Source organism: Terrabacter sp. Soil811 (genome assembly GCF_001429655.1).
Lineage (GTDB): Bacteria > Actinomycetota > Actinomycetes > Actinomycetales > Dermatophilaceae > Terrabacter.
Window position 1 is genome coordinate 523,801 of record NZ_LMSX01000007.1, and the last position, 25,395, is coordinate 549,195.

At 73.2% G+C, this 25,395-nt stretch carries 25 protein-coding genes; 12 read left to right on the plus strand and 13 right to left on the minus strand.

Annotation, left to right across the window (positions count from 1 at the left end; translation table 11 throughout):
* Nucleotides 1-12 precede the first annotated feature (12 nt).
* Entirely contained in the window at nucleotides 13-870 is an 858-nt protein-coding gene (locus ASH01_RS09290) for an RNA methyltransferase (protein WP_056774577.1), read from the minus strand.
* Nucleotides 871-1,291: 421 nt separating this feature from the next.
* Between ASH01_RS09290 and ASH01_RS09295 the strand changes: the two genes are divergently transcribed.
* The 7 genes from ASH01_RS09295 (at nucleotide 1,292) to ASH01_RS09325 (ending at nucleotide 7,239) form a co-directional block, all read left to right on the plus strand.
* Nucleotides 1,292-1,720 carry a VOC family protein gene (locus ASH01_RS09295; RefSeq protein WP_082619627.1) on the plus strand — a complete coding sequence of 143 codons (429 nt, stop codon included), beginning with the start codon at nucleotides 1,292-1,294 and terminating at the stop codon, nucleotides 1,718-1,720.
* A gap of 77 nt (nucleotides 1,721-1,797) precedes the next feature.
* Entirely contained in the window at nucleotides 1,798-2,358 is a 561-nt protein-coding gene (locus ASH01_RS09300) for a cysteine hydrolase family protein (protein ID WP_056774581.1), read from the plus strand.
* Between the two features lie 53 nt (nucleotides 2,359-2,411).
* Complete coding sequence (locus ASH01_RS09305) at nucleotides 2,412-2,912, plus strand: DedA family protein (protein WP_056774583.1); 501 nt, start codon at nucleotides 2,412-2,414, stop codon at nucleotides 2,910-2,912.
* A gap of 56 nt (nucleotides 2,913-2,968) precedes the next feature.
* The gene (locus tag ASH01_RS09310) at nucleotides 2,969-3,745 is read left to right on the plus strand and encodes a response regulator transcription factor (RefSeq protein ID WP_056775298.1); all 777 of its coding nucleotides are present in this window, start codon (nucleotides 2,969-2,971) and stop codon (nucleotides 3,743-3,745) included.
* The gene (locus tag ASH01_RS09315; protein ID WP_056774586.1) at nucleotides 3,742-5,130 is read left to right on the plus strand and encodes a sensor histidine kinase; all 1,389 of its coding nucleotides are present in this window, start codon (nucleotides 3,742-3,744) and stop codon (nucleotides 5,128-5,130) included. The genes ASH01_RS09310 and ASH01_RS09315 overlap by 4 nt, the downstream gene beginning before the upstream one ends.
* Before the next feature lie 183 nt (nucleotides 5,131-5,313).
* Nucleotides 5,314-6,006, plus strand: a complete 693-nt coding sequence (locus ASH01_RS09320; protein WP_056774589.1) for an NADPH-dependent F420 reductase — start codon at nucleotides 5,314-5,316, stop codon at nucleotides 6,004-6,006.
* Between the two features lie 174 nt (nucleotides 6,007-6,180).
* A complete protein-coding gene (locus ASH01_RS09325) occupies nucleotides 6,181-7,239 on the plus strand; it encodes a TerC/Alx family metal homeostasis membrane protein (RefSeq protein ID WP_056774593.1) in 1,059 nt (352 codons plus the stop codon).
* A 151-nt stretch (nucleotides 7,240-7,390) separates the two neighbouring features.
* Here ASH01_RS09325 and ASH01_RS09330 read toward each other — a convergent pair whose 3' ends face one another.
* The 10 genes from ASH01_RS09330 to ASH01_RS09375 all read right to left on the minus strand — a co-directional run bounded on the left by ASH01_RS09330 (nucleotide 7,391) and on the right by ASH01_RS09375 (nucleotide 19,252).
* Complete coding sequence (locus tag ASH01_RS09330) at nucleotides 7,391-8,011, minus strand: hypothetical protein (RefSeq protein ID WP_056774595.1); 621 nt, start codon at nucleotides 8,009-8,011, stop codon at nucleotides 7,391-7,393.
* Between the two features lie 187 nt (nucleotides 8,012-8,198).
* Nucleotides 8,199-9,641, minus strand: a complete 1,443-nt coding sequence (locus ASH01_RS09335) for an amidohydrolase family protein (protein ID WP_235508680.1) — start codon at nucleotides 9,639-9,641, stop codon at nucleotides 8,199-8,201.
* Entirely contained in the window at nucleotides 9,626-10,459 is an 834-nt protein-coding gene (locus ASH01_RS09340) for a uracil-DNA glycosylase family protein (RefSeq protein ID WP_056774598.1), read from the minus strand. The genes ASH01_RS09335 and ASH01_RS09340 overlap by 16 nt, the downstream gene beginning before the upstream one ends.
* 98 nt (nucleotides 10,460-10,557) lie before the next feature.
* Nucleotides 10,558-11,880, minus strand: coding sequence for an RNA polymerase sigma factor (locus ASH01_RS09345; protein ID WP_082619628.1), 1,323 nt, complete (start codon nucleotides 11,878-11,880; stop codon nucleotides 10,558-10,560).
* 30 nt (nucleotides 11,881-11,910) lie between these two features.
* Nucleotides 11,911-12,351, minus strand: a complete 441-nt coding sequence (locus ASH01_RS09350; protein ID WP_056775307.1) for a YciI family protein — start codon at nucleotides 12,349-12,351, stop codon at nucleotides 11,911-11,913.
* 108 nt (nucleotides 12,352-12,459) lie between these two features.
* Nucleotides 12,460-13,386, minus strand: a complete 927-nt coding sequence (locus ASH01_RS23220) for a hypothetical protein (protein WP_056774601.1) — start codon at nucleotides 13,384-13,386, stop codon at nucleotides 12,460-12,462.
* Between the two features lie 21 nt (nucleotides 13,387-13,407).
* Nucleotides 13,408-14,265: an HAD family hydrolase gene (locus tag ASH01_RS09360; RefSeq protein WP_056774604.1), complete on the minus strand. Its 858-nt coding sequence runs from the start codon at nucleotides 14,263-14,265 to the stop codon at nucleotides 13,408-13,410.
* Nucleotides 14,266-14,432: 167 nt separating this feature from the next.
* Nucleotides 14,433-15,800 carry a dihydrolipoyl dehydrogenase family protein gene (locus ASH01_RS09365; RefSeq protein ID WP_056774607.1) on the minus strand — a complete coding sequence of 456 codons (1,368 nt, stop codon included), beginning with the start codon at nucleotides 15,798-15,800 and terminating at the stop codon, nucleotides 14,433-14,435.
* Nucleotides 15,801-15,890: 90 nt separating this feature from the next.
* Nucleotides 15,891-18,122: a M15 family metallopeptidase gene (locus ASH01_RS09370; RefSeq protein WP_056774611.1), complete on the minus strand. Its 2,232-nt coding sequence runs from the start codon at nucleotides 18,120-18,122 to the stop codon at nucleotides 15,891-15,893.
* Nucleotides 18,123-18,196: 74 nt separating this feature from the next.
* Entirely contained in the window at nucleotides 18,197-19,252 is a 1,056-nt protein-coding gene (locus ASH01_RS09375; RefSeq protein ID WP_235508679.1) for a DMT family transporter, read from the minus strand.
* 39 nt (nucleotides 19,253-19,291) lie between these two features.
* On the opposite strand from ASH01_RS09375, the gene ASH01_RS09380 reads away from it, so the two are divergent.
* The 3 genes from ASH01_RS09380 to ASH01_RS09390 all read left to right on the plus strand — a co-directional run bounded on the left by ASH01_RS09380 (nucleotide 19,292) and on the right by ASH01_RS09390 (nucleotide 21,496).
* The gene (locus ASH01_RS09380; protein WP_056774616.1) at nucleotides 19,292-19,789 is read left to right on the plus strand and encodes a MarR family winged helix-turn-helix transcriptional regulator; all 498 of its coding nucleotides are present in this window, start codon (nucleotides 19,292-19,294) and stop codon (nucleotides 19,787-19,789) included.
* 75 nt (nucleotides 19,790-19,864) lie between these two features.
* Nucleotides 19,865-20,599, plus strand: a complete 735-nt coding sequence (locus ASH01_RS09385; protein WP_056774618.1) for a sulfite exporter TauE/SafE family protein — start codon at nucleotides 19,865-19,867, stop codon at nucleotides 20,597-20,599.
* A 69-nt stretch (nucleotides 20,600-20,668) separates the two neighbouring features.
* Nucleotides 20,669-21,496, plus strand: coding sequence for an SCO6745 family protein (locus tag ASH01_RS09390; RefSeq protein ID WP_443081117.1), 828 nt, complete (start codon nucleotides 20,669-20,671; stop codon nucleotides 21,494-21,496).
* Between the two features lie 94 nt (nucleotides 21,497-21,590).
* Here the strand turns inward: ASH01_RS09390 and ASH01_RS09395 are convergent, their stop codons facing one another.
* Entirely contained in the window at nucleotides 21,591-22,382 is a 792-nt protein-coding gene (locus tag ASH01_RS09395; protein WP_056774625.1) for a TIM barrel protein, read from the minus strand.
* Nucleotides 22,382-23,422 carry a Gfo/Idh/MocA family oxidoreductase gene (locus ASH01_RS09400; protein WP_056774629.1) on the minus strand — a complete coding sequence of 347 codons (1,041 nt, stop codon included), beginning with the start codon at nucleotides 23,420-23,422 and terminating at the stop codon, nucleotides 22,382-22,384. The genes ASH01_RS09395 and ASH01_RS09400 overlap by 1 nt, the downstream gene beginning before the upstream one ends.
* A 117-nt stretch (nucleotides 23,423-23,539) precedes the next feature.
* Between ASH01_RS09400 and ASH01_RS09405 the strand changes: the two genes are divergently transcribed.
* Nucleotides 23,540-24,580 carry a LacI family DNA-binding transcriptional regulator gene (locus tag ASH01_RS09405; RefSeq protein ID WP_082619630.1) on the plus strand — a complete coding sequence of 347 codons (1,041 nt, stop codon included), beginning with the start codon at nucleotides 23,540-23,542 and terminating at the stop codon, nucleotides 24,578-24,580.
* Entirely contained in the window at nucleotides 24,577-25,389 is an 813-nt protein-coding gene (locus ASH01_RS09410) for an alpha/beta fold hydrolase (RefSeq protein ID WP_056774634.1), read from the plus strand. Before ASH01_RS09405 ends, ASH01_RS09410 begins: the two co-directional genes overlap by 4 nt.
* Nucleotides 25,390-25,395: the final 6 nt, after the last annotated feature.

Here is a 25,395-nt window from a genome sequence, read left to right on the forward strand (position 1 = left end):
CGGCCCGCACGGTCAGCGGGCGTCGCGCTGACGAACCGCCTCGTAGAGCACGATCGCGGCAGACGCGGCGACGTTGAGGCTGTTCGCCTTGCCGTGCATGGGAATCCGGACGCGATGGGTCGCGGCCTCGAGCAGGGTGCGGTCGGCGCCGTGCTTCTCGCTGCCGACGGCGATTGCGACGCGGCCGGTGTAGTCGACGTCGGTGTGCAGCAGGTCGGTCTCGGGCGTCGTGACGACGAGACGGATCTCGTGCGCCGCGATCCAGTCGAGCGCCTCGGCCGTCGTCGCGCTCGCGGCCGGCACGGCGAAGACCGTGCCCTTGCTGGCGCGCACGACGTTGGGGTTGCCCCAGTCGGTGACGGGGTCGGCGGCCACGACGGCGTCGACCCCCGCGGCGTCGGCGGTGCGGAGCATGGCGCCGAGGTTGCCGGGCTTCTCCACGCCCTGGCTGAGCAGGGTCAGGTGGTCGGGCCCGTCGACGCGCAGGTCGCCGAGGGAGACGCCGATGCGGTCGACGACGGCGAGGAGCCCGTCCGGTCCCTCGCGGTAGCTGACCTTCTCGAAGGCGCTGCGGCTGAGGTGCACGACCTCGACCCGGTCGTCGCGCAGTCGCCCGAGCAGGTCGGTCTGGTGGCCGATGTCCTGGCTGCCGGCTCGGCCGGCGGGGCTGAAGAGCTCCTCGCAGACGTAGACGGTGCCGGGCCGCACCCCGGCCGACAGGGCGAGGCCGATCTCCTCGTAGCCCTCGACGAGTGTCTGGCCGGTCTCCTCGCGCGTGCGACGGCGGCGGAGCGCGAGCAGGCCCTTCAGGCGCGGGTTGGACGCGGACGTGATGGTGAGCTCGCGGGCGGCGTTGGTCGGGTTCGTCATCTCGGGCCCAGCATCCCACTCGAGTGAGCGCCCCGTCCCACTCGAGTGAGCGCCCCGTCCCGTCCCACGGCGACTGGAGTGACGACGTGCTCACTCGACTGTGGTCGGGCGCTCACTCGACGAGGGGTGGGTCATGGGTGGAGGCGGGCGCCCTTGAGGATGCGGTCAACGGTGTTCTTCGATGCGTGGAGGGCGAGGCCGACGAGGGTCGCGAACACCTCGAGCATGCAGACGCAACACACCGTGCAGGTCACAACACCCCGCGATCGGACCCCGGTGTGTTGTGACCTTCTCGGTGTGTTGCGGGGTGGGGCGGTCCCGGTCGCCACGACACGGTCCGGTCGATCGGCACACCCACACGGGCGACGCTAACCCGGCGGCCGCTCCTAGGGTGGGTGGCGACCGCGACCGAGGAGGACCCGTGACTGAGCAGCCGGCATACCCGCGTCTCATGCACACCGCCCTCGACACCGAGGACGCCCGCGCCCTCGCCGAGTTCTACCGCGCGCTGCTCGGCCTGCACTACCGGCCCGGCGACGAGCCCCCGGCTGACGGGGCCGAGGACGACGCCGACTGGCTCGTCCTGCTCGACGCCGACGGCGTGCGGCGGCTCGCGGTCCAGCAGGTCGACGGTCCGCTGTCGCGCTCGACGTGGCCGAGCCACGAGGTGCCGATGCAGCTGCACGTCGACTACGCCGTGCCGAGCGTCGCCGAGCTCGAGCGGCATCGGGACCGGGCGCTCTCCCTGGGCGCACAGGTGCTGCTCGACCGCACCGACGACGAGGAGGAGCCGCTCGTCGTGCTCGCCGACCCGGCCGGCCACCCGTTCTGTCTCCTCGTCGCGCCCTGAGAGCCCACGCCGTCGGCGGGCAGGCGTAGCGTCGGCGGAGCGAGGACGCAGACCGAGACCTGGAGGTGCGAGCCACCATGACCACCCTGCACGGACGCCCCAACACCGCACTGCTCGTCATCGACGTCCAGAATGACGTCGTCTCGGGCGCGCACGACCGCGACGGCGTCATCGCCCGGATCAACGCCCTCGTCGACAAGGCGCGCAACGAGCAGGTCCCCGTCATCTGGGTGCAGCACTCCGACGACAACATGCCGATCGACACGGAGGGCTGGCAGTTCGTCCCCGAGCTGGCCCGTGCCGAGTCCGAGCCGCTCGTCCACAAGCGCTACGGCGACTCCTTCGAGGACACCGACCTCGAGTCGGTCCTCGCCGAGCGCCAGGTCGGTCGGGTCGTCGTCACCGGCGCTCAGACCGACGCCTGCATCCGCTCGACACTGCACGGCGCTCTCGTCCGTGGCTACGACACCACCCTCGTCGGGGACGCCCACACGACCGAGGACCTCCGCCAGTGGGGTGTCCCCGTCGCGCCCGAGCAGGTCATCGCCCACACCAACACCTACTGGTCCTGGTCGGACGCACCCGGCCGCACGGGCGATGTCGTGGCCGCCGCCGAGGTCGACTTCGGCCCGCTCTGACGAGGGCGTGGCCCTCGGCGGGCCGGGCTCGAGCGCCCGCCTAGGCTGACGCCATGCTCGACACGTTGGCCGCGCTGCCCTTCTGGCAGGCGTTCCTCGCGCTCTTCGCGAGCGCCATGGTGCGGTCCAACGGCACCTACTGGGTCGGGCGCGGCGCCGTGGCCGGCTGGCGTCGCGCCCGCGGCACGCACGGCGACCTGACGACCCGCGCCGAGGGTCTGCTGCGACGCTTCGGGCCCTTCGCCGTGACGCTGTCCTACCTCACGGTCGGCATCCAGACGGCGATCCACCTCACCGCCGGGGTGATGCGGATGCCGCTGCGCTGGTACCTGCCGGCCGCCGTCGTCGGGTCCACCCTCTGGGCGGTGCTCTACGCGACGGTCGGGCTCGCCGTGGTCCAGGCCTGGCTCGCCGCCGAGGCCGGGTCGTGGTGGGGCGTGGTGGTCGTCGTGCTCGTCGTGGCCGGGGCCGCCGCGTGGGTCGGGGCCCGCCGCCGTCGCCTGCCCAGTCGAGTGAGCGCCCCGTCCCACTCGCGTGAGCGCCTCGTCCCCTGACACGACCCGAACACGAGCGTGACGTGCGCGCCGCCGGCGCTCACTACGCTGCGATCGTGTCCACCGAGCCCGGCCCCGGCCCCGACCGCCGCGCCGACCCCGGCCGCGGTCTCGTGCTCGTCGTCGAGGACGAGCCGGCCATCGCCGACGTGCTGCGGCTCAACCTCCGGGCCGCCGGCTACGGCGTCGAGGTCGTGGCCGACGGGGCGAGCGCCCTCGACGCGGCGCGCGACCTGCGCCCGAGCGCCATCGTGCTCGACATCGGCCTGCCGGTGCTCGACGGCATCGAGGTGTGTCGCCGCCTCCGGGGGCGCGGCGACTGGACCCCCGTCCTCTTCGTGACGGCCCGCGACGACGAGGTCGACCGCATCGTCGGTCTCGAGCTCGGAGCCGACGACTACATCACGAAACCCTTCTCGCCGCGGGAGCTCGTGGCACGGCTCGGGGGCGTGCTGCGACGCACCCGCGGGGACTCCCAGGCACCCGAGGTGCTCCGCGCCGGCGACCTCAGCATCGACCTGACGAGCCACGAGGTTCGGGTCGCCGAGCGCGAGATCGCCCTGACCGCAACGGAGTTCGACCTCCTGACGCACCTCATGCGTCGTCCGGGGGTCGTCTTCACGCGCGAGCAGCTGCTCAGCGACGTCTGGGGGTATGCCGCGACCGCCGGCGGGCGCACCGTCGACGTCCACGTCGCCCAGGTGCGCGCCAAGCTCGGTGACGCCAGCCCGATCCGCACCGTCCGCTCCGTCGGGTATGCCGCCGCGCGGGCTCCGCACGAGGGTGCCGCCCCTGCCGCGGACGACCCACGAGCGCCCGGGCCGCGACCGTGACGGGCTCGCGGGGGACGCTGTCGCGACGGATCGTCCTGCTCGCCGTCGGCATCGCGGTGCTGACCGCTCTCCTGGCCGGCCTGCTCGCCGTCGGCCTGACCCGCACGTCCGCCGACGACTCGGCCCGGCGCACGCTGTCGCGCATCGCCGACGCCGCCGCCGAACGCGCCGACTCGGGCGTCGTCGCGCGGGCGGCCCAGAACAAGGCGGTCCGCACGCTCGGCGCGCTCGGGATCCAGTCTGCGAGCGTCGGACGCGGGGGTGCCGTGACCTCGACGAGCGCCCTCGCCCGGGACGCCCTGACCCCGGCCCGGCAGAAGGCCCTGCTCGCCGGTCGCACCGTCTCGACCCGCGACGACCTCGGTGGCACGCTCGTCCTCGTCGAGGGCCGCCCGACCGACGCCGGGGGCATCGTCCTCGTTCAGCGCCGGTCCGACGCGACGGCCGACTCCGACCGGCTCGTGCGCCGCGTCCTGCTCGCGCTCGCCATCGCCGCGGTCGTCGCCGTCGTCGTCAGCATCGCCGTCGCGAGGCGCCTGTCCCGGCCGCTGCGGAGGACGGCCGACGCGGCACATGCCCTCGCGGCCGGTCAGCGCGACGTCCGGGTGCCGGTCGAGGGTCCCGACGAGGTCGCCGAGGTGGCGAGCGCCCTCAACTCCCTGTCGAGCTCGCTGTCCCGGTCCGAGGGCCGCCAGCGCGACTTCCTCCTCTCGGTGTCCCACGACCTGCGCACGCCGCTCACCGGCATCAGCGGCTACGCCGAGTCGCTCGCGAGCGGCGTCGTCCCTCCCGAGGACACCGCCCGGGTCGGCGGCGTCGTCCTCACCGAGGCGAAGCGTCTCGAGCGGCTCGTCGGCGACCTGCTCGACCTCGCGCGGCTCGGCGCCGACAGCCCGAGCGTCCACCCCGAGCGCACCGACCTCGTCGCCCTCGGCCGCGAGGTCGAGTCGGTCTGGTCCCGGCGCTGCGCCGCCGTGGGCGTGCCCTTCACCTTCGTCCCGGCCGTGGCCGACGCCTGGACGGTCACCGACCCGGCTCGGGTGCGCCAGCTCGTCGACGGCCTGCTCGAGAACGCTCTGCGGGTCACGCCGTCCGGCCGCCCGATCGTCGTCGAGGTGCGCCGCGAGCCCGGCTCCCCCACGGACGTGGCCGTCGTCGAGGTGCGCGACGGCGGTCCCGGCCTGACCGACGACGACCTCACCGTCGCCTTCGATCCGTCGGTGCTGCACGAGCGCTACCGCGGCATCCGCCCCGTCGGCACGGGCCTCGGTCTGGCCATCGTCGGGCGGCTCGCCCAGCTGCTCGGTGGGACCGTCGAGGCCGGGCACGCCGCCGAGGGAGGCGCCCGCTTCACCCTGCGCCTCTCCCACGCCACCACGCACTGAGGGCGCCGGCCCACCGTCAGGAGCGGACGGCATACGCCCTCGGCGCCGCGGCACGGGAGGCCCGTCGCATCGACCGACGGATCGTCCTGCGTCCGGTGGGGTGATGACCCCACCGGACGCCGCACCACCGGCAGGACCACCTGGCCCTCGGAATGGGCCGGGTACTCCGGCGGTTGACGAGGCATGACCACCTGGGGCTTCATCGGCAGCGGCAACATCGGCAGCACCGTCGCCCGGCTCGCGATCGCGGCCGGACACGACGTCGTGCTGAGCAACAGCAGGGGTCCCGAGACCCTCGCGGACCTCGTGACCGAGCTCGGCCCCCACGCCCGAGCCGCCACGACGCAGGAGGCGGCAGCGGCCGGCGACCTCGTCGTCGTGACGATCCCGCTCAAGGCCTACCGCGACGTGCCGGTCGACGAGCTCGCCGGCACGGTCGTCATCGACACGATGAACTACTACCCCCAGCGCGACGGCCAGATCGAGGCCCTCGACGACGGCTCCACGACGAGCTCCGAGCTGCTCCAGGCGCACCTGCCGCAGTCACACGTCGTCAAGGGCTTCAACAACATCTACGTCCAGCACCTGCGCGACCTCGCCCGGCCCCTGCTGCATGCCGGCGCAGACGGCCGCAGCGCCCTCGCCATCGCCGGCGACGACGCCGCCGCGAAAGACGCCGTGCGCCGCGCCTTCGACGCCATCGGCTACGACACCCTCGACCTCGGCCCGCTCGCCGAGGGCTGGCGCACCCAGCCCGGCCAGCCGGCCTACGGGCTCCAGTACGCCAAGGACGAGGCCGACTGGACCGCCGGGGCCCGCCCGGTCAGCTCCGACGAGCTCGCCGGCCGCGCGGTGCGAGCCACCCGCGAGGCCTGAGGCCGCAACCCTCGACAGGCCGTTTGGGCGGCGACCGCGCCGCCCGTAGAATCATCCGCGAGGGGAGTACTTCCTCGCGCGCTCCGGTCAGTACGGTGGTCCGACGACCACCCCGGTTCGTGGCCGACGGCAGTCGGTGAAGGAGACCTCAGACATCACGTTCTGAGGAGACCTATGCTCACTGCCCTGTCCGCCGCCACCCCGGCGCCGCCCGCTGGATCGGCCGAGTCGATCGGCTCGCCGACGCTGTGGATCGCGACGATCGCAGGCATCGTCGCCCTCTTCGTCATCGACTTCCTCATCACCCGCCGCCCCCATGACCCGAGCATGCGCGAGGCGATCGGCTGGTCGGCCTTCTACATCGCGATCCCGGTCGTCTTCGGCGGCTGGCTGTGGTGGCAGTACGGCTCCCAGCAGGGCGTCGAGTACTACACCGGCTACATCGTCGAGAAGTCGCTGTCCGTCGACAACCTCTTCGTCTTCATCATCCTGCTCTCGGCGTTCGCCGTGCCGCGCGAGCTGCGCCAGCGGGTGCTGCTCATCGGCGTCGGCGGCGCCCTCGTGCTCCGTGGCATCTTCATCGCGCTCGGCGCGCAGATGATCGCGAGCTTCGCCTGGACCTTCCTGCTCTTCGGCGCGATCCTGCTCGCAACAGCGGTCAAGGTCGGCCGCGACGCCCTGTCGCACACCGACCACAGCATCGACGTCGACCAGCTGCGCAGCGTCAGGTTGATCCGCCGCTTCTACCCCGTCACCGACACCTACGCGGGCACCAGCCTCACGGTCCGCCAGGGTCGCACGCGGGCCCTCACGCCGCTGGCTCTCGTCGCCGTCGCGATCCTCGGCACCGACATCGTCTTCGCCATCGACTCCGTGCCGGCCGTCTACGGCATCACCGGCGACCCCTACCTCGTCTTCGCGACGAACGCCTTCGCCCTCCTCGGCCTCCGGGCGCTCTACTTCGTCCTCGAGGGCGCCCTGGCCAAGCTCGTGCACCTCGGCCACGGCCTGTCGCTCATCCTCGCCTTCATCGGCGTCAAGCTCGTCCTGCACTGGGCCCACGGCGTGTGGCCGGGCGTCCCGGAGATCCCGACGCTGCTCTCGCTCGGCGTCATCATCGGCATCCTCGCGGTCGTCACCGTGACGAGCGTGGCGGCCAACAAGCGGGCCGACGCCGCCCCGGACCCGGCTGCCGAGCCCGAGGACGAGGCGTCCTCGCTGCCGCACGCCTGACAGGCCGTGGGCCGTCCGGCCGGCCGGCCACACGGCATACCCGGGTCGTATGCCGTGCCGACCGTCAATGAGGGAGGCGTCCCGCTGGGTGCGGGGCGCCTCCCTCGTCTGTGCACCCCGTCCGGCCCGTCCCCGGACGGGGTGCCGCGTCTCAGCTCGTCGCGCTCGGGGAGGGAGAGCCGCCGGGCTGGGACGTCGTGACCTTGAAGACGACGAGACGGGCCGTCGGGTTCGTCGCGCCGACGCCGGTGACGAGCGCCTTGGCACCGACCGTGACGGCCCCGATGGTCGAGTCGGCGCCCTTGCCGTTGGAACGGACCCGGACTTTCGTGTCCGTTGCGATGGCGAAGGTCTGCGAGAAGCCGTCCTTGGCCTTGACCGTGATCGAGCCCTTCGAGACCGCGGTGACGTCGCCGCGGATCGCCTGGTGGGTGACCGGACCGGACGTGCCCTCGGTGACCCACGTGCCGTGCAGCGCCCGGAGCATCCGGGCGCGCAGACCCTTGCGGTCACCCTTCACGGCGGCGGCTGCCCCCTGGGTCGAGTCGTCGACGGCCGGGGTGTCGACGGCCGCGGACACGAGGTCGATGGTGTCGCCGTCGCCGGCTGCTGAGTCCTGCCCTGACGCGGCACCGATGGCACTGGCGGCGGTGCCGGTCGAGTCGGTCTTCGAGCAGGCGCCCAGCGCGAGGCTGCCGAGGACGAGGACCGCCGCACCGAGGGCGGTGGAGGAGCGCTTGAGGCCGGTCGTCCGGCGGGTGTCGGTGTTCATGGCCCCTACGTTCGCGCACCCAGGTGAAGCCTCGGTCCGGGTCGTGTTCGGATCGTGTTCGGGCGGCGGCCGCTGGGCCCGAGCACAGCCGCACCCGTCGGGGTCAGCGACAGACAGGAGGTGCTGGGCGGCTGGCTCCACGCTGTGCCGCCGCGAGCGGAGGGCGCGCCGAGGCGGGCGTGTGCCGTCAGGCGAAGATCGGGCCCACGGCGGGGTACGCGGCGGTGAGGGCGGTGCGCACGGCGGTCAGTGACGGGACGTCCGTGCCGCCCTGGTAGCCGGTGTCGAGCCGCATCGGCTTGCCCCACGCGGTGAGGTCCTCGATCGTCGTGCCGGTCGCGGCACCGGACAGCTGCCCGAACCAGTCGGCGCGGCCGTACGTGACGTCGCCCCCGATGCAGACGAGGTCGACCCATGAGGGGTCGGCGAGGCACACGTTCTCGTAGGGGTCCGGGTGGTGCCGCTCGAGCACGACGAGGTCGGCGGGGCGGCCCTCCGCGACGGCGCCGAGATGGTCATCCAGCCCGGCGAGCCGCGCAGCGACGGAGGTCACCATGGCGACGAGGTCGGCTGCGGCGATCGGGTGACCCTGGCGGGCGAGCTCACGGCGGGCGACCTTCATCTCGGCGAGCAGGCTCGTCGAGCCGGAGGGCAGCCAGTCGGCGCCGAGGGCGACAGGCATCCCGGCCGCGACGGCCTCGCCCGCGAGGGTCGTCTCGCCGTAGAGGCGCAGGTTGGACTGCGGCGACCACACGAGCCGGCAGCCGAGCTCTGCGACGGTGTGGAGGTCGTCGGCGGTCAGGGCGCTGCCGTGGATGATGTTCGTCGCCGACGTCGCCCCGCCGAGCGTCATGAAACGCTGGAACTCCTTGGCGCTCACGGCATCCCCGCGCTTCCCCTCGCACAGGTGCAGGTAGAAGGCGTTGACGTCGCCGGCCGTGATCCGCGCCATGACGGCCTCGAAGCTCGGCAGCCCGAACGACCCCGAGGGCAGGTCGATCATCGAGCGCGCGCGGTGCGCGCCGAAGGCCCACTGGTCGAGGTTGCGCACGAGCGGCTCGGACGACGCGCTGCTCGCACCCGACGCGCCCTGGATGCCGGTGACGCCGCCCACGAGCGCGCGCACCTCGGCGTAGCGGGTCTGCGTCTTGGGCGGCACCTGCGTGAGCAGGAGGTTCTGCGGGTCGCGGACGAGAGCCTGGTAGGGCTTGGACCGCCGCCACGCGTAGCGGTTGTCGTAGAGCTTCGGCGGCTCCCACGCGGCGAAGACGTTGAACTCCGGGTGGCCGTGGAGGTCGAGCAGCCCGGGCAGGATGACCCCGTCGGTCTCGAGCACGGTGACGTCGGTCGGCTTGCTCTTCGAGACTCGGTCGATGACCCCGCCCGAGACCGTGACGTAGCCGCTCGACCACGCCCCGTCGGGGGTGATGACGGCGCCGTGCAGCGCGAAGGGCGCCGGGGGCAGCGCCCGGGAGCGGCGCGTCGGCTCGGGCAGCTCCTCGGTGATGCCGCGGGCGTACGCCTTGGCGAACGGGCCCGAGCCACCGCCGGACCCGCCCGGATCCCAGTGCTCGCGGGCGGACGTCGTGCCGGCGCTGGGTCGTGCCGGCCGGGTCACAGAGCTGGCCATGTGCGGGCTCCCTTCGGGACGACGACGCTGATCGTCGCGCGCTTCGTCTGCTTGTCGTCGCCGGTGCGGGTCGCCCACGCGTCGACGTCGCGCCACCAGGCGGGCGCGCCGGGTGGGAGGTCGACCTCCGGGATGGGTGCGAGGTCCGTGGGACCCCACGTGGCGGCATACGGCGTCAGGTCGGTGGGTCCCTCGGGGGTCACGTGCGCGGCGAGGTCGCCGAGGTGGTCGTTCCAGTTCGCAAGCTGCGAGGCGGTCGTCTCGGCGAGCGGCTTGCCCGACGCACGAGCGAATCCCTCTGCGTACGTGGGGTGCCGGATCGCTGCCAGGTGCAGCGACCCAGCGGTGGCGGGCTGGGTCCGTGCCCACGCGGCATACGCCGTCGCCGCGAGGTCGCCGAGCGCGACGACGGCGGTGACCTCAGTGCCGACAAGAAGGGCGTCGAGCCAGCGGTGCCGGTAGGCCGCGATGGCGGCGTCCTTGGCGTGGCGGCTCCCGGCCGCCTGCCCGAAGACGCTGTAGAGGTAGACGTTGACCATGGCGTATGCCGTGTGGACGCCGATCTTGGCCAGCAGCCCCTGGACGCGCTGGCCGGCCTCACCGACGAGGATGCGGCGCGAGATCGCCTCGTGCGTCGCCGGATCCTGGCCGAGGACGAGCACGCGCGCGCTGCCGTCGAGCCGGCCACGGTGGAAGACAGGCCCCCACTCGGTGCGGAAGTCGGCCGACGGGTAGACCTCGTCACCGGGGTAGTCGGCGACGAGCGACGCGAAGGGCTCGGCGCCGTAGCCGACACAGCTCTGGTGCACCACGGCCATGGCAGACCTCCACCCGATCGACAGCCGTTGTCAGTGCAGGGTCTCTCGACGGTAGTCCTGATACATCGACCCCGTCGGCGCTTTCGTGCCGGTGGAGGTCAGTCCTCGCCGGCCGCGCGGCGCAGCAGGAGCGCCCTCTCGGCGTCGTTCTGCGTCATCCCGGCCGCGCGGGCGAACTCGGCGCGGGCCTCCTCGTCGCGGCCGAGGCGGGCGAGCAGGTCGCCACGGACGCTCGGCAGCAGGTGGTAGTCGGCGAGCGCGCCTGAAGCAACGAGCCCGTCGACGACCTCGAGCGCCGCGGCCGGCCCGTCGGCGTAGGACAGGGCCACCGCACGGTTGAGGTCGATGACGGGCGACGGGCGGTTGGCTCCGAGCTGGGAGTAGAGCGCGACGATGCGCGCCCAGTCGGTGGCGTCGGCCGTGCGGGCGCGGGCGTGGCAGGCGGCGATGGCGGCCTGCAGCACGTACGGGCCGGTCGCCCCGCGGCCGGGGTCGACGAGAGACACGGCGCGCTCGAGGGCGGCGAGCGCGTGGCGGATGAGGGCCCAGTCCCACTTCGTGCGGTCCTGGTCGAGGAGCAGGACGGGCTCGCCGTCGCGACCGATGCGGGCCCGCGTGCGCGAGGCCTGGATCTCCATGAGGGCGAGCAGGCCGTGCACCTCGGGCTCCCCGGGCGCGAGGGCCGAGAGCACCCGACCGAGCCGGATGGCCTCCTCCATGAGGTCGCCACGCACCCAGTCGCGACCTGACGTGGCGGCATACCCCTCGTTGAAGATGAGGTAGACGACCTCGAGGACCGACGCGAGACGTGGTGCCAGCTCGGCGCCCGACGGCACCTCGATGGTGACGCCGTCCTGGCTCAGGGTCTTCTTCGCCCGCGAGATGCGCTGGGCGATGGTCGGCTCAGTGGTGAGGAAGGCACGGGCGATCTCGCGCGTCGTCAGGCCACCGATCATCCTCAGCGTCAAGGAGATTCGCGCCTGGGCGGTCAGGGCGGGATGGCACGCGGCGAAGACGAGGCCGAGGACGTCGTCGTCGATGTCCTCGAGCGCGGCGTCGAAGTCGCCCTCGGCCAGCTCGGCCACGCGCAGCTCCTCCATGTGTCCCACCTGCTGCAGCTTGCTCGCGAGGTTGACGTCGCGCCGGATGCGGTCGATGGCCCGCCGCCTCGCGGTCGCCGTCAGCCAGGCACCCGGCTTCGTCGGGATGCCGTCGCGGGGCCACTGCTCGAGCGCCTGCACGAACGCGTCCTGCGCGAGGTCCTCGGCGAGCCCGACGTCGCCGACGACGCGGGCGACGACCGCCGTAACCTTGGCGGCCTCCATGCGCCACACGGCCTCGAGCGTGCACTGGACGTCGTCGTGGGATGCCCGGGTGGCCTGTGACGTGGTCTCGTCGGTCTGGTCGGCGGTGGATGACACCCCGACACTGTGGCACGAACCGGTGTCGGTTCAGCCCTGGGCGGCGTTGCGAGCGGCCTCGGCGCGCATCTGCTCGTCGCGCTCGCGCAGCTCGGGTGAGAAGGCGTCGCCGAAGTCCTCGGCGGCGAACACCTGGCGCAGCTCGAGTGCCTGACCGGGGTCGGGGGCGCACGACACCGGCCACTTCCGGAGCCACTCGAGCGCCTCCTCGCGGGAGCTGACATCGATGATCGAGAAGCCGGCGACGAGCTCCTTCGCCTCGGCGAACGGCCCGTCGGTGACGACCCAGTCGCCGTCCTCGTACGTGACGCGCGCACCCTTGGCGGTCGGGTGGAGCCCCTGCCCGTCGACGAAGACGCCGGCCTTGAGCATCTCCTCGTTGTAGGCCTGCATGTCGGCGAACTGCTGCTCGGTGCCGGTCGTGCCCTGCTCGGTCTCGGGGGTGCTGTGGACGATGATCATGAAGCGCATGGCGGTCTCCTCCTGCGGTCGGTGCACGGTCGTCGGACCCTGCTCACCTCTACGTCGAACGCGTCGGACGCTTCTCGACACGAGACCCGAGAATCCTTCGGCGACGGCTCAGTGGCGGTCCGGTCGTCCGATGCTGGCACGGACGCGGCCGGCGAGGGCGCGGTAGAAGTCGGCGTTCGCGAGATAGCGGTAGTGGTCGGTCGCGAGGCTGCCCGCCGCGAAGAACGCCGAGTCGTCGACGCCCTCGACGATGCCCTCCGCGCGGAAGCTCAGCAGGTCGGCGTGGTCCCACACGTTCCACCAGCCACCGAGGTGCTCGCGAGGGGGGTGTGCCGCCGGGCCGGGTCCGCGGTCGGGCGCGCTCTCGAGGAAGAGCCCGAGCTCCTCGAAGAGGCCGACCTGCGACGCAGCCGCGCACCAGTAGTCGATGCGGATCCCCCGGTGCTCCGGCATCCGGGGCAAGAAGTGGGTGACGAGGTCGTAGACGATCTGCCCGCCCATGCTGTGGGTGAGCACGACGAGCGGCTCGTCCCGGCTCTCGGCAGCGAAGGCCGCCGCGTCGAGGCCGGCGAGGACACGTTCGACGATCGGTCCCGGAGCCTCGGCACTGCCTCGCGTCGAGACGTAGGTCAGGACGTCGCCGAGGAAGACCGGTACGAAGTCCTCGAGCGGCCGGCGCAGCGACGTGGCCGCCCCGCGCAGCCGACGGATGCGTCGCGGCTCGGGGATGACGTCGTCGACGAGCTCGTCGGCTGCCTCCGCCACGGCGCCTGCAGCGTCCTCGGCCGCCTCCGGCAGGTCGAGCGGGCGCGAGACCAGGGACCGGCCGCCGAACGCGAAGTGGGCGCCGAGGTCGCCCCAGTAGATCCGCATGATCGGCACCCCGGTGGGGTCGTCCGAGACGGCAGGCGCGACGTGCTCACGCAGGTGCGCCTCGATCGTGGGCCACGGGACCTCGCCGAAGGCCCGCGTCGCCCGCGCGAGGGTGGGGTCCTCGTCGCGGACCGCGACGCCGTGGACGAAGACGATCGGCACGCGGGGGCCCGTCGTCCGGGTCTAGAGCTCGAGCCGCGCGGTCGCGGCCGACTCGACGCCCTCGCGGAAGGCGACGCCTGCCCGCGCCGCCTGCGCGACGGCGTCGAGCACCGGGACGAGGCCGTCGTCGTCGACGTGGCCGGTGACCTCGTCGGCGACGGCCTTGACCTGGTCGGGGGCGTTGCCCATGGCGACGCCCCACGCGGCCCAGTGCAACATCTCGAGGTCGTTGCGCTGGTCGCCGCACGCGACGGTGTGGATCGGCTCGACGCGCAGCTGGCGACGGACGAGCTCGAGCGCACTCGCCTTGGACACGCCCTCCGGGTTGATGTCGAGCCACGCGGACCAGCCGACGGCATACGACACCCCGTGCAGACCGGCACGCTCGACCATCTCCATGAACTCCTCGGCCGTGGCCTCGGGCTGGCGCAGGGTGACGCGCGTGACGGGGTGCGCGATGAGCTCGTCCCAGTCGACCTCGCGCGACTCACCCATCAGCTCGCCGTCGGGGAAGTGCTTGCTCACCTTGAAGCCGACGCCGGGCTCCTCGACAGCGATGAGCGCGTCGGGGAGGGCGACGCGCATCTTCTCGAGCACCGCCTGGGGGTCGAAGGTCACCATGTCGATGATCGAGTAGCCCTCTGCCGCAGAGGGGTCGAGGCGGAGCGTCAGCGCACCGTTGGAGCAGATGGCGTAGCCCTGGCGCAGACCGAGAGCCTCGAGGATCGGCGTCGTCGCGATGATCGACCGACCCGTCGCGATGACGACGGCGACGTCGTCGGGCAGGGCCTGGACGGCGTCGCGGACGCGGTCGGAGAGCTCGCCCATGTGGTTGAGAGTCGTGCCGTCGAGGTCGAGGGCGAGCAGTCGCTGTGCCATGCGCTCACCGTATCGCCCGGCTCGAGTCGCCCATGCAGGCCCGGACACTCGTCGCCCGCGCGCCGCACAGCCGTCACCGCCCCGTCGCCCGAATGTCGCCAGGTCACTGCTCCACCACACGACGCACCGCCGCAGGCGCGGCCCGCTGCGGTCGGCTCGCCGCGACCTCAGGCGAGGCGACCGAGCGCGTCCTCGATGCCGCGGTGGAGCGTCGGGTAGGCGTAGATCATCGAGCGGAGCCGCTCGATCGGGACCTCGCCGTGCACGGCGACGGCGAGCGCGCCGAGCACCTCTCCCCCGGCCGGACCCATCGTCGTGGCGCCGACGAGGACGCCGCGGTCGGCGTCGGCGACGACCTTGATGAGACCGTCCGCCTTGGCGATCCAGCCGCGGGTCGTCTCGCCGAGCGGGGTCACGCCCACCTGGACGTTCGCGAGCTTCTCGCGAGCCTGGGCCTCCGTCATCCCGACGGCACCGACCTCGGGATCGGTGAACGTCACGCGCGGGAGGGCGGCATACTCCGCCGGTGGGCCGTCGTCGCCGAGGACGTCACGGATGACGACACCCGCCTGGTACATCGAGACGTGCGTGAAGGCGCCCTTGCCGGTGATGTCGCCGACGGCCCAGACGCCGTCGGCGACGCGGCAGCGGTCGTCGACGGGCGCGGTGCGCGAGTCCTTGGCGACGCCGACCGTGTCGAGCCCGACGGCGGCGGGGTCGGCGCGGCGGCCGGTGGCGACGAGGAGCTTCTCAGCCGCCAGCGTCGAGCCGTCGGCGAGCGTGACCGTGAACGTCGAGCCGTCGTGGGTGACCTTCTCGGCGCCGACACCCACGCGGACGGTGATGCCGTCCGCCTCGAGCGCACTCTCGAGGTGGTCGGAGGCCTCCGGCTCCTCGAGCGCGACGATGCGGTCGGCAGCCTCGACGACCGTCACGTCGACGCCGAATCGGGCCATGACCTGGCTCAGCTCGCAGCCGATGGCGCCGCCGCCGAGCACGACGATCGACCCGGGCAGCTCGGTGGCCTCGACGATGTCGTGGTTGGTCCAGTAGGGCGTGTCCGCGAGGCCGTCGACGGGTGGGATCGCAGCCGTCGTGCCGGTGTTGACGACGATGCCCGTCGTCGCCGTGTAGGCGGTGCCGTCGACGTCGACGCGTCCCGGCCCCGCGATGCGGGCCGTGCCGCGGACGAAGGTCGCGCCCTTGCCGGTGAGTCGCTCGACGGCGACCCTGTCGTCCCAGTCGTCGGTGGCCTCCTCGCGGATGCGCGTGGCGACGACCGACCAGTCGGGCATGACGTCGCCGACCGACCCGGCCAGCCCGTCGACACGACGGGCCTCGGCGAGCGCGTCAGCGGCACGGATCATCATCTTCGACGGGATGCAGCCCCAGTAGGGGCACTCGCCCCCCACGAGTCTGCGGTCGACACCGAGCACGCGCAGGCCGCGCTCGGCAAGGCTCCCGGCGACGTGCTCACCGCCCGGTCCGAGCCCGATGACGATGACGTCGAAGGTGTGGTCGGTGTCGGTGGCCATGCCACAGCCTTACCCGCTCGGGCCCCGCTGGGAAGAGGCGGCCGCCTGCCGTCCGCCCGGCCGTGGCGAACGCGGCGCGCTGCCGGCCGGTCAGCGGTCGTGACCGACCGCCCCGTCGACGACCCGCAAGCCGCTGCGCGGCGTGGACGGGTAGCCGGTGTCGAAGTGCATGTAGTCGTGCCACGAGTCGTTGCCCGACCAGTACCAGCCGAACGAGGTGACGACCGTCCAGGCCACGCCGCCGTAGCGGATCGTCCCCGGGGTCGAGGCCGAGGGCGGCGGGTTGGGGTCCCAGCTGCCGGTGTGTGGGTTGACGTAGGGGTTCTGGACGGGGTTGAAGTCGAGGGCGCGCCCCCAGGCGTGGGGCGAGTACGCGTTGCTGGAGTTGGCCTCGGACGGCTTGCGGCAGTTCATGGCGGTCGAGGCGTTGGCCTTCGAGGCGAGCCACTCCCAGCCGCCCCAGTTCTCGATGCCCTCGACCCGGTGAAGGGGGAAGCGCTTGGCGTAGAGGGCGTCGAAGATCTTGGCCGTGCTGCGGGCGACGTCGGCGTTGACGACCACGTAGCCACGGTGGACCTTGCCGTCGAGACCCCAGTAGGGCACGTCGACGCGGCGGAAGGTCGAGCGTCCGCCGGGGCAGTCTCCCGCACGCCACACACCGGCCGCGGTGATGGCCGACCACTGCGCATCGATCAGGGTGCGGATGACCGACGGCGCGTAGGCCGCGGTGGGTGGGGCGGCCGGCGTGCCGGAGCTGGTGAAGCCGTAGGGGGCAGCGAGCACGGTCGCGGTGGCCGCGCTCGTGCGGGTCGTCGTCGTGTAGCCGGACCGGCGCCCCGTCACCGTCACGGTGATGCGCTTGCCGAGGTCGGCGGTGGTCAGCCGGTAGCTCCACCCGGTCGCGCCGGTGATGGCGGCGCCGTTGCGCCGCCACTGGACACTGAGCGTCGCCGCGGGCGACCAGGCGCCGGCCGTGGCTCGCTGCACCCACCCCACGCGGGTGAGCTGGGCCGAGATCTTCGGGGTCGGCGCCGTCGTGAAGGCTTGGGTCACCGTCCGCGCCGTGCTGGTGCGAGAGACGGTGAGGTAGCCCGTCCGGCGCCCCGTGACCGTGACAGAGAGGGAGCTGCCGAGGTAGCCCGAGGGGATCACGTAGGACGCGCCGGTCGCTCCCGTGATCGCCACGCCGCCGACCCGCCACTGGTAGCTCAGCACGGCCGACGGTGACCACGTGCCCGGGGCCGCCCGGACGGTCGAGCCGATCTGCACGACGCCGCCGATCGTCGGCGTCGGCGAGTCGGTGAAGAGGCCGTAGTCGACGGCGGCCGTGGCCGCGGAGGTCCGCGTCACCGGCACGTAGCCGGGGCGGCCGCCCCGCACCTGGACCGACATCTGTCTGGTCCGGTCGGCGGCCTGCAGCACGTACGTGCGGGCGGTCGCTCCGGCGATCGCGACCCCGCCGGCCCGCCACTGGTAGGTCAGCGTGGCACTCGGCGACCAGGCCCCCGGGTCGGCCGTGAGCACCCGACCCACACGGAGCGTGCCGCTGATCGTCGGAGTGGGTGACGTGGTGAAGGTGGCGGACCCGACAGGGAGCGTGACGGCGCTGGTCGCAGAGCGGGTCGCGTAGCCGTCGCGGACGGCTGTGACCCGCAGGGACAGGACGGCGGCGACCTGCTCGGCGCGCGGCGTGAACGTCAGGGAGGTGGCTCCCGTGACCGGGCTTCCGTCGGCGAGCCAGGCGTAGGTCAGCGTGGCGGCCGGGTCCCACGTCCCGGCGCTCCCCGACAGCACGGCATCGACCCGCGGCGTCCCCGTGATGAGCGGCGTGCCGACCGGTGCGATGACGCCGGGCGTGACGGGACCGACGGTGGCCGTGGCCATCTCGTCCGGCCGGCCGTCCTGCCGGCCGGTCGCCGTCACGGTGAGCATGGCGCCGACGAGGTCGGGCGTCAGCGGGAGTCGGGCAGCGTCGGCGCCCGTGAGCGGCACGCCGTCGGCGGACCACGCGTACGTCATGACGTCGCCGACGGCGAAGTCGGCCGGCTCGGCCGTCAGGTCTCCCCCGACCTGCGCCGCGCCGACCACCGTGACCGTGGGCGACTGCTCGAGGCCGAGCGACTCCGGACGCTCGAGGGCTGTGGCGCCGCCGGACACGGTCAGGACCGCCACGAGGGCACAGAGGGCCACGAGGGCAGCCCGGACGACGGGGGCCCGCTGCCCGACACGCCCTCGCATCGACCGACCGGTCCCACGCGGTCGTGTGCGGCGGGCCCGGACCCGGGCGATCTCGTCGTCGCGCTCCGGCTGGGATCCACGCATCGCGCACTCCTCATCCCCTGTCACGCGGCACGGGGGCCGCGGCGCGCTCTCGACGAGACCGACTGAGGCGCACCCTAGGGGCGCACGCTGCCTGCCCGAGCTCGCGTTGCGCTCCTCGTGTCTGCTCGCAACCGTGCGCCTCCGAGGCGGTATGCCGTGCGCCGCGGTCGCCCTCGGCGGCCAGGGTCGGCACGTGGCACAGGGAAACACCGATCCCGTGCTGCTCTTCTGGGCGACCAGGGCCTCGCCTGGCGAGGGGCGAGGCGGGCCCGGACCGGCTCCTGCGCTGCGAGGACGCTGCCGATGACGAGGACCATGGCGACGAGGTGCACCGGACCGAAGCGCTCACCGAGGAGCGCGACGCCGAGCAGGACGCCGACCACCGGGTTGACGAGGCCGATGATCGAGGCGGAGGTCGGGCCGAGGATCGCCAGACCGCGGAACCACAGGACGTAGGCGACGCCGCTGCCGAGAAGACCGAGGAAGACGAGCGCCCCCACGGCCGGCAGGTCGAGGGCCGGCGGCGCGCCCTCGACGACGAGCCCGATCGGCAGGAGCACGAGGCCACCCGCGACGAGCTGCCACGACGTCATGGTGACGACGTCGTCGGTGGGCGCCCACTTCCTCGTGAGGACGAAGCCGCACGACGACAGCACGACGGCGAGGAGCCCGGCCCCGAGGCCGACCGGGTCGAGAGGTTGGTCGAGGCCGTTCTGGAGCACGAGCATCGCGACCCCGACGAGGCCGACCAGCCCGGCCGCCACCGAGACCCGGGCAGGTCGCTGGTCCAGGAGCAACCACGAGACACCCATCGTCACCATGGGAGCGGTCGCGACGAGCGTGGTGCCGAGGCCGCTCGGGAGGCGGTAGGCCGCGAAGAAGAGGAGCGCGTAGAAGAGCCCGATGTTGAGCGAGCCGAGGACGAGCGAGCGCCACCACCAGTCGCCCCGAGGCAGGCGCCGGAGCCACAGGAGCATGAGCAGGCCGACGGGTAGGGCCCGCACGGTGGCCGCGAAAAGCGGACGGCCGGGTGGGAGCCACTGCTGCGTGACGGCATACGTGGATCCCCAGATGGCGGCGGGGAGCGCCGTCAGCGCGACGTTCGTCCAGCTCGCTCGATTGCCTTCCATGGAAGATAAAATACCTTCCGAAGAAGATATATTCCACCCATGGAGCACCACGAGGACCACGCCCAGCACGTCGTCGACCAGTGGGCCGCCGTCCGCCCCGAGCTCGACGTCACCCCGGTGCTCGTCATCGGCCGGCTGCACCGCGTCGCCCTGGCCCTGACGACCGAGCTCGTCAAGGTCTACAACGCGCACGGTCTCGGCGAGGGCGACTTCGACGTGCTCGCCACCCTGCGCCGCACCGGTGAGCCGCACGAGCTGACCCCGACCGAGCTGATGGACCAGACGATGGTGACCTCGGGCGCGGTGACCAAGCGGCTCGACCGGCTCGAGGGCGCCGGGCTCGTCGAGCGCCGTGTCGCAGGCGGCGACCGCCGCAGCCGCATCGTCGTGCTCACCGAGAAGGGGCGCGAGCTCATCGATCGCGCGGCGCCCGAGCACTTCGCCAACGAGGCGCGCCTGCTCGAGCCACTCAGCACGTCGGAGCGCGCCACCCTCGCTCGCCTGCTCGGCAAGCTCGGCGCCTCGCTCGGGGTCTGACGCGGCGTCTGACCCGAGGCCGGATGCCGTGGACGGACGGACGCGCCCGGCCGCCGCGGCCTACGCTCCGATTCCATGACCGTCACGTCGCTGGTGCTGCTCGGCGTCGCCGCGCTGCTCATCGGCTTCGCCAAGACGGCCATCGGTGGGGTCGCGAGCATCTCCATCGCGATCTTCGCCTTCGTGCTTCCGACGAAGGAGTCGACGGCGGCGATCCTGCTGCTGCTCCTCATCGGTGACGTCGTCGCCGTCTGGCACTACCGCCGCGACGCCGACACCGGCCTGCTCAAGCGGCTCATCCCGGCCGTGCTGCCCGGACTCGCCCTCGGCGCCCTCTTCCTCTCGTGGGTCGACGACACGACGCTGCGTCGCGCCATCGGCGGCCTCCTCCTCGTCCTCGCGGCGCTCCAGCTCGTCCTCACGTGGCGCTCCCCCGACACGGCCCGGGTCGGCTCCTCGCGCGCTGCCGCGCTCGGCACGGGGGCGGCCGCGGGCTTCGCGACGATGACGGCGAACGCTGCCGGCCCGGTCATGACGCTCTACCTCGTCGCGCAGGGCGTCGAGAAGCGCCGCTTCCTCGGCACCGGAGCGCTCTTCTTCTTCGGCGTCAACCTCTGCAAGCTGCCCTTCAGCATCGGACTCGGCCTCTTCAGCGTGGAGACCCTTTGGCGCACAGTCCTGCTCGCTCCGCTCGTGCTCGTCGGCACCTGGCTGGGGCTGCACACGGCACGGCGCCTCAGCCAGACCCGCTTCGACCAGCTCGTGCTCGCCGCGACCATCGTCTCGGCACTCGCGCTCGTCGTCCGCTGAGGCTCATCGACGTTCGCCGCGGTTCGCCGCCTAGGTTGCTCGTCATGAGCCGCGCCGCCGACGACCTCGATCTCATCCGCGCCTCCCGACAGGCCTGGGGGAGGTCTCGAGACGCTCCACGTGCTCGGCTACTTCGCCGACGACGTGCGCAACGCCTATGTCGCCCTCGGCCTGCACCCGCGCCTCAGCTACTTCGCCGCACGGTCGGCCGCCTTCGGTGCGGTCGGGCCCGAGGTCCCGACCGCGACGTTCTACGTCTTCGCACCGTGGCTGCACGCCAAGGCCCTGCCCGCGTCGTGGGCGGCGGCGAGCCCCGAGCGGGTGCAGCAGGCCCGTCGCGACGGCATGACCGTCGTGCTCGACCGCGTCGTCGGCGACACCGACGTCACCGAGCTGCTCGACCTCGCCCGCACCGTCTGCGCGGGCCTCACGGCCCCCGGCCGCCCGTTGTATGCCGCCCACGCCGGGCTCGAATGGCCGGACGAGCCGCGCCTCGCGCTCTGGCACGCCGCGACCCTCATCCGTGAGCACCGCGGGGACGGCCACGTGGCAGCGCTGCTCCACGCCGGGCTCGACCCGGTCGAGTCGATCGTCATCGGCGGCCTCTTCTCCGGCAACACCGGATTCATGCGGTCGAGCCGCGGCTGGTCGGACGACGAGTGGGCGGCCGGCGTCGCGCGGCTCACCGAGCTGGGGCTCGTCGACGGCGACGCGCTCACGGAGGAGGGGCTCGTGTTCCGCAAGGACCTCGAGCGCGAGACGGACAGGATGGCCCTCGAGGGCTGGGCGCACCTGGGGCTCGAGGGCACGCGCCGGGTCGCCGAGCTGGCCGCGCCGCTGCGGGCGGCCGCGCTCGGCAGCGGCATCCTCCCCGACTGGATCAGCTCTCGCGGCTGACTTCCCCCACCGCGGTTCGAGGTGATCCTGCGACGCACGTAGGTGTAGGGATCACCTCGAACGAGCCTGTGCCCCCGCGGGTTCGAGCCGACCGTCAGGCGGTGAAGGCGTCGCGGAAGCCTTGCAGCGCTTGCTCGTCGTCGCCCGACGCGAAGCCCTCGAGACCGACCGGACCGGAGTAGCCCATCTCGACGAGGGCCCGCGCGATGGCCGGATAGGCGATCTCGCCGGTGCCGGGCTCCCGACGGCCGGGCACGTCGGCCACCTGGATCTCGCCGATGTGCGGCAGGGCCCGGCGGCAGAGCTCGATGAGGTTCCCCTCGCCGATCTGGGCGTGGTAGAGGTCGAGCATCAGCTTGAGGTGCGGGCTGTCGACGGCCGCGACGAGGGCGAGGCAGTCGGCGGCGGTCGCGAAGGGCACGCCGGGGTGGTCGACGGCGGTGTTGAGGTTCTCGAGCACGAACATCACGCCCTCGCGCTGCCCCAGCTCGGCGATCCGCCCGAGGGTGCGCTGGGCCGTCAGCCACATCGGGCCGGTCACGACCGGCTCGGGCCGCACGGGCAGGCCGCGGTCGTCGAGGCCGGTGCCGTGGAGGTTGAGCCGCGGGATGCCGAGCCGCTGCGCCACCGGCACCGACTCGGCGGCGGTCGCGAGCAGCTCGTCCGCCCCCTCCGCGTCGCCGAGCCGGCCGCGGACGTAGCCCGTCATCGACGAGTAGACGACCCCCTCGTCACGCAGGGCGACGAGCTCGTCGACGTCGTGACGCGTCCAGTCCCAGATCTCGACCTGGAAGCCGAGCGCGTGGATGCGGCGCACGCGCTCGGCGAAGGGCAGGTCGAGGTAGACCATCTCGGCGCTCACCGCGAGCGGGAACGGGCTCGCCATCAGGCACCCGCTCCGGTCGCCACGCGGTCGGCGTCGCGGATCGTGACGGTGCCACCGGTCTCGACGGCCTCGATGCAGGCGAGCGCGATCCGCAGCGCGGCACGGGCGTCCTCACCACCGACCTGCGTGGGCCCACCGGTGCGAACCGCGGCGCAGAAGGCGGCGAGCTCGGCGGCATACGCGTCGGTGAAGAGGTCGGTGTCGGCGCCGGCCGTCGGGCTCGCCACCCCGGCCGCGCTCCAGTGCGCCGTGCTGAGGTGGGCCGGGCTGCCGGCGGTGACCATGCCGGCCGAGCCGAAGACCTCGGCGCGCACGTCGTAGCCGTAGGCGGCCGAGAAGCTCGCCTCGGCGACGGCGATCGCGCCGTTGTCGTAGCGGATGGTCACGACGGCGGTGTCGAGCAGGCCCGCGTCCTTGAAGTCGGGTGCGACGAGGGCGTCGGCCATGACGGAGACCTCGACGGCCGTCGCGCCGGCGTTGAACCAGTTGAGCGCGTCGAAGTCGTGGATCAGCGTCTGGGTGAAGATCGTCCACGGCGGCACGCCGGCCGGGTCGGCGAGGCCGGGGTCGCGGGTGAGCGAGCGGAGCAGCTGGGGCGTCCCGATGCCCCCGGCGGCGACCGTCTCGTGGGCGGCGGCGAAGTCGCGGGCGAAGCGACGGTTGAAGCCCACCTGCAGGGGTGTGCCGGCAGCTCGGGCCGCGGCGACGGCGCGGTCGGCATCGGCGAGGCTCATCGCCATCGGCTTCTCGACGAAGACGGCCTTGCCGGCCTCCGCAGCCGCGACGACGAGGTCGGCGTGCGCGGTGCTGGCGCACGTGATGGCGACGGCCTCGACCCGTGGGTCGTCGATGAGGGCCTGCGGGTCGGTGAGCCAGTCGACGCCGAGCTCCTCGCCGAGCCGCTCGGCCGCGGCCGCCCGGGGGTCGGCGACGGCGACGAGCTCGGCCTCCCCGAGCCTCCGAGCCAGTGTCGTGGCGTGGTGGGTGCCGATGCGGCCGGCTCCGATGAGACCGATCCGGACCGGGTCGATGCGCGTCATGGGCTGCTCCTTCGCAGATGGTGACTAGAGCGCTCTAGTTCGTGACTCATTGAAGCGCCCCACCGCCACGCCGGTCAAGGGCTGGCCGACATTCATGGAGCGCTCTAGAGTCGCGACGTGGGCAGCGAGAGAGTCACGATGGAGCACGTCGCCGCACGTGCGGGCGTCTCGCGCGCCCTCGTCTCGATCGTCTTCCGCGGTGTCCCGGGCGCGTCCGAGGCGACACGCGAGCGCGTCCTCGCCGCCGCACGCGAGCTCGACTACCGCCCGGACACCCGCGCCAGCCGTCTCGGCAGCAGCCGCACCCGCACGCTCGGCGTGACGTTCGCCGTCGGTCACGCCTTCCACGGCGACCTGCTGGAGAGCCTCTACACGCACGCCGACGCGGCGGCCTACGAGCTCGTCCTGAGCGGCGTCACGCCGTCGCGCTCGGAGGCGGCCGCGGTCGAGACCCTGCTCGCCGAGCGGTGCGAGGGCATCATCCTGCTCGGTAGCAGCCAGGAGACGGCCCAGCTCGAGCGACTCGCCGCACGCCTTCCGGTCGTCAGCGTCCTGCGGCCCGTCCCCGGTGGCGGGGTCGGCGTCGTGCGCACCGACGACGCCGCCGGGCTGCGCCTGTCGGTCGAGCACCTCCGTGGCCTCGGCCACCGCCGGGTCGCCTTGCTCGACGGCGGTCGCACCGCGGGCGCGGCCGAGCGGCGACGCGGCTACCGCACGGCGATGCGCCGCTCGCCGGCCCTGACCGAGATGGTCCTGCCCGGCGGCGTCAGCGAGCTCGAGGGTGCCGAGGCGGCCCGCGCCTTCCTCGGGCTCGGCGCGCGCGAACGACCCACGGCCGTCGCGGCCTTCAACGACCGCTGCGCGATCGGCTTCGTCGACGTGGTGCGGCAGGCCGGGCTCCACGTGCCCGGCGACGTGTCCGTCGTCGGCTTCGACGACATCACCGAGGCCGGCTACCCGCACGTGGCCCTGACGACGGTGCGCCAGGACGCCGAGCGGCTCGGTGCCGAGACCGTGCGCACCCTCGCCGAACGGCTCGACGGCGGGGCCCCGGACGGAGGTTCCGGCACGACACCGCCCGCCCCGGTGGTCATCGAGCCCGAAATGGTCGTGCGTGCCAGCACGGCTCCGGCCACGCGCCGCGGCGTGCGCTCGTGAAGCCGCACCACGTGCTCGGCCGTGACGTCGGGACGGACGTGCGCGTGCAGTTCACGAGCCTCCGGGGCCGGGTCGTGCGGTCGTTGGCCCTCGGGGGCGACGCGCCCCGCACGACGCCGCTCGTCGTCGTCCTCCCCGGGCTCGGTCTGCCGTTCTACACGATCCCGACCGCGCGAGCCCTCGTCGCCCGCGGCCTGGCCTGCACGGTGCTCGACCTGCCCGGCTTCGGCTCCGACCTGCCACGTCCGACGAGCCCCTCGATCCACGCCACGGGCCTCACCGCGGCGCGCTGGATCGAGGCCCAGGCCGCCGGGCATCCCGTCGTCGTGCTCGGCCACTCGACGGGCGGGCAAGCAGCGCTGACCGCCGCCCTCGCCCTCAGTGCCCGCCGCCGGGACTTCTCGCTCGTGCTCGCCGGGACGACCTTCGCCCCCGAGCAACGCCGCCTGCACCGTCTGGCCCGGGCCACCCCCTTCGCCTACCGCGACGACCGCCTCGACCAGGTCGACGCGATGGAGCTCTACCGGGGTCGCACCGGCATCATCACGATGCTCCAGTCGGGGATCCACGACGCCCCCGAGGAGCGGATCGCGCACCTGCCCGCGCCCCTGACGGTGACGGCGGGGGTGCACGACGCCTTCGTGCCGGTCACGTGGCTCGACCAGCTCGCCTCGTCCGCCCACAGCGCTCCGAGCGTGCGCACGTCGCTGCTCGGCGGCTCGCACAACAACCTCTTCACGCACCCGGAGGAGATCGCCGGGCTCGTCGTGCGGGCGGCCGCCGACGCGACGGCCGCGGCCGCCGTCTGAGCCGTC